Genomic DNA, 4,132 nt, shown 5'->3' with positions numbered 1-4,132 from the left:
CCGGGGGGGGGGGGGGGGGGGGGGGCCGGCGGGGGGGGGGGGGGGGGGGGGGGGGGGGGGGGGCCCCCCCCCCCCCCCCCCGCCCCCCCCGCCCCCCCCGGGGGGGGGCCCCCCCCCCCCCCCCCCCGCTCCAGGTCACTACTTGCGGTGCTTGCCCTCGTCGTCCGTGACCTCGAACTGTTCCTTGCGCACCTTGCCGGAGATCGTCTGGTCCTCGGTGACGGTCTCGGTCTTGAGCCTCGCCCGTTCGACCGCGACGGTTTCCTTGTCCACCACCGGTTTCTCGGCGTGCAGCACGACTTCCTGTTCGTCCTCGGCGATCTCCGCCCGCTCGCCGCTCTGCCTCGTGATCGGCTCCCGTTCGATCCGGACTTCTTCGTGACTGACCGGGACGGTGACCTGCTGGTCTTCGGTGACGACGTACTTGCGCAGCCGGACATGGCCGGTCTCGACCTGCTCGGTGCCGACGTTCAGCCGCTCCTCGGAGCGCGTCATGGTGGGCTCGGTGTCCCGATCCTTCATGCCGGCGCCCGCGTTCATCGCGGCCTTGTCGCGACCTGTGCCGCCCGGTCGCGCCTGCGCCCGGTCGTCCATCCGGCCGTCCGGCGACGTCCGCGGCATCGGCAGCCCGTAGTGCTTGTACAGCTGCGCGCTCTCCTCCGCGGACAGGTGTCCGTCGGCCTCGATCCGGGGCGCGTCGGTGACGGCGTCCTTGTCGACGCGGACGTGCACGCCGTCGCGGTCCGCGTGAGCGCCCGAGAGCGGGACGAAACTCTCCTTGGTGCCGAACAGACCCGTTTTGACGGTGATCCACTCCGGCTGGCGGGTCGCGTCGGCGAGATAGACGTTGCCGACCTTCCCGAGTTTGTTCCCGGTCGGGTCCACCACGGCGCTGTCGATGAGTTCCTGCGGCTGCATGGTCTTCGCCATCGGCGTGCTCCTCTCGAACGATGCTGCTGAGAAGGCCACCGTCAGCCGGGCCGGTGATCATGGCAACCGGCGTGGTGCATCTGTGGGTGACCCCCGAAAGTGGTGGTTTGAAGACGCTCTCACGGGCTAGGGAACGGCGTGTCGTCGCAGGTGGAAGGGTGTCTGCGCGGGGTGACCGCCGGGTTCGGATTGGTGCGAAGGTGTGGATCTCGCGCCGTCCGGAAAATCGGATGCGGGAGCTCCGGACCTGGCCTACCCTCGTGATCGTGATGCAGCAACTGCTGTTCCTCTGAGGAACGACGCCTCCACCGGTACCGCGAGCCGCGGTACCGGAGTTCGTTCTTCCTGCTCATCACTTTTCGCTGGAGGCAGTCCTTCATGTCATCCCCTCTTTCGCCCGCGCCTGTGCGCGCGGCGCACGTCCGCCTGTCCGGCGTCCACCTCTCCTTCGGGGGACGGCCCGTGCTCTCCGGGGTCGACCTCGTCGCGGCAGCCGGTGAGCGTGTCGCCATCGTCGGGGAGAACGGTCGCGGCAAGACCACCCTTCTCCGAGTGCTCGCCGGCGACCTCGCCGCCGACCGCGGCGAGGTGCACCGCTCGGGTTCGGCCGGTGTCGCCGACCAGCAGATCCCACTCGGCGCGGACGACACCGTCGGCGCGCTGATCGACCTCGAACTGGCCGCCGTCCGCGCCGCGCTGACTCGCCTGGAGGCCGCCACCGAGGCGCTCGGCGACGGCCGTCCTGGTGCGGACGACGCCTTCGCCGCCGCGCTGGAGGAGGCTGAGGCCCTCGACGCGTGGGACGCCGACAGGCGTGTCGAAGTGTCACTGGCCGCCTTGAACGCCGTCGACGACCGTGATCGTCCACTCGGGACACTGTCGGTCGGGCAGCGGCACCGGGTGCGTCTGGCCTGCCTGCTCGGCGCGGGACATCCCGTCCTGCTGCTGGACGAGCCGACCAACCACCTCGACGCCGCCGGACTCGACCACCTCACCGAACGGTTGCGCGCTCATCCTGGCGTCGTCGTCCTGGTCAGCCATGACCGGGCGCTGCTCGCGGACGTGGCCACCACGGTGATCGACCTCGATCCGTCGAGTGACGACCGGCCGCGCGTCTACGGCGGTGGCTACGCCGCCTACGTCGAGGCCCGTCGAGCCGAACGTGCCCGCTGGGAAGCGGCGCACGCCGAACAGATCGCCGAACGGCAACGCCTGGCGGACGATCTGTCCGCGGCGCGGAACCGGTTGCGCGACAACTGGCGGCCGCCCAAGGGCACCGGCAGGCATGTCCGGGCCACTCGCGCGCCGGGGCTGGTCCGCGCGGTCCACCGGAGGCAGGAAGAGCTGGCCGGGCATGTGGTGGCGGTTCCGCCGCCGCCAGCCCGGTTCGCCATGCCGGACCTGCCGTCGCACGGCGGCGCGACGCTGCTCCGTGCCGCCGGGGTGACGGTGCCCGGGCGGCTCACGCGACCGGTCGAGCTGGCGCTGGAAAGCGGCGACCGGCTGGTGGTCACCGGCCCCAACGGCGCGGGCAAATCGACGCTCCTGGCCGTGCTGGCCGGGGAACTGGAACCGGGGACCGGCACGGTCACCCGTTCCCGCTCGGCGCGGATCGGCAGGCTGGGGCAGGAGTCCGACCTGCCTGCCAGGCGGACGGCGATCGAGCTGTACGACGAACAGCTCGCCAGGGCCGGGATCCCGGGGCCGGGGCTGGGCGAGCTGGGTCTGCTCGGCGGCTACGACCGGCGCCGTCCGGTGGCCGAACTGTCGGTCGGTGCCCGGCGACGGCTGGACCTGGCACTGGTGCTGGCCCGGCGTCCACACGTGGTGTTGCTGGACGAGCCGACCAACCACCTGTCCGCCACGCTCGTCGACGAGCTGACCGCCGCACTCGAGGTGACCCCGGCCGCGGTGGTGATCGCCACGCACGACAGGCAGCTGTCGCGGGACACGGAATCCTGGCCGAGGCTCGCGCTGTGAGCCGTCAACCGCGGTGGGCGAGGGTGTAGCGCACGGTCTGCGCCAGCACCACGCTCCCGTCGGGTTCGCGCAGCGGCTCGAGCTCCGCGAGCACGGCCCGGCGCACGGCGTCGAGGCGGTCTTCCGGGATCAGTTCCCAGAACATCCGCTGGCCGTGCGACCAGGACCAGGTGATCCAGTGCCCGGGGTCGGCGAACTTCACCGGATAAACACGTTCCACGGACGTGACACCGGTGAAGCCCGCCGACTCCACGGCCTGGCCGAACCCCTCGACGGTGGCGAACAGGCCGGACCTGACGGCCAAGGTCCAGGCCAGCTCCGCCGGTACGAACGGTTTGAACACCTCGCGAACGGCCGCCCACCGCGGATCGTCGGCGCCGAACGTGGTCACCCCCATCCGGCCGCCCGGCGCGAGCAGACGATGCCACGACCGCAGACCGGCAAGCGGATCCGGCAGGAAGAACACCACGAACGACGCGAGGAGCACGTCGAACGCGGCCTCGTCCAGCGTCGGTTCTTGAGCGTCCATAAGGGAAACCGAGGCGTGGGCTCCGCGCGCCTCGATGTCCTTCGCGGTGCGCTCGACCATTTCCGCGGACAGGTCGATACCCAGCACCGATCCCTCGGGGCCGACCCGCTCGGCGGCCGGGAACAGCACCGCGCCCCGGCCGCAGCCGACGTCCAGCACCCGCTCACCGGGGACGAGCCCGACCCGGTCGAGCAGCTCCGTGGCGAACACGCCGAAGAAGTCGACGCCGAGCGCGTCGTAGGTCTCCGCCGTCCGGTCGAACAGCCGCGCCATCGCCTGCCGCGTGTAAGCGCTCATGCGCAGGACGATGGCCCGGCGAAAACGGCGTTGTCAAACGGATGGCGGGGTTTTGTCAGGTCGCTTCAGGTGGTAGTGCCGGGAATTCGTTTCGGCGTCTCAATTCTTCGGAGGGCTGGGGAAGCTGGTCGGCAGCCGCCTGCGCGTTCGGTCGTGAGGGCGCCCTTCCTGACGCTAGGCGCCATTTGATGCGTATATGTACGGTTTCGCGTGGGGGTCGTGAGTGTTATGTGTCGTTCTAACGACCCGAAACACTCACGACCACCCAGCGGTCGTGGGGGGGGGGGGGGGGGGGGGGGGGGGGGGGGTGGGTGGGGGGGGGGGGGGGGGGGGCCGGCACACACGCCCCCCCCCCCCCCCAACCCCCCCCCCCACCCCCCACCACCCCCGCCCCCC

At 71.5% G+C, this 4,132-nt stretch carries 3 protein-coding genes; 1 reads left to right on the top strand and 2 read right to left on the bottom strand.

Annotation, left to right across the window (positions count from 1 at the left end; translation table 11 throughout):
- Positions 1–138 precede the first annotated feature (138 nt).
- Positions 139–930, bottom strand: a complete 792-nt coding sequence (locus tag ACIHAO_RS15620) for a DUF2382 domain-containing protein (protein ID WP_396558282.1) — start codon at positions 928–930, stop codon at positions 139–141.
- Between the two features lie 378 nt (positions 931–1,308).
- On the opposite strand from ACIHAO_RS15620, the gene ACIHAO_RS15615 reads away from it, so the two are divergent.
- A complete protein-coding gene (locus tag ACIHAO_RS15615) occupies positions 1,309–2,910 on the top strand; it encodes an ABC-F family ATP-binding cassette domain-containing protein (protein ID WP_396558280.1) in 1,602 nt (533 codons plus the stop codon).
- Positions 2,911–2,914: 4 nt separating this feature from the next.
- Here ACIHAO_RS15615 and ACIHAO_RS15610 read toward each other — a convergent pair whose 3' ends face one another.
- On the bottom strand, positions 2,915–3,736 hold the full coding sequence (locus tag ACIHAO_RS15610) for a class I SAM-dependent methyltransferase (RefSeq protein WP_396558278.1): 822 nt from the start codon (positions 3,734–3,736) through the stop codon (positions 2,915–2,917).
- Positions 3,737–4,132: the final 396 nt, after the last annotated feature.

This window comes from Amycolatopsis sp. NPDC052450 (assembly GCF_044547565.1).
Taxonomy (GTDB): Bacteria; Actinomycetota; Actinomycetes; order Mycobacteriales; family Pseudonocardiaceae; genus Amycolatopsis.
Note: the sequence above shows the minus strand (reverse complement) of the source record. Positions and strands in the feature narration are given on the sequence as shown.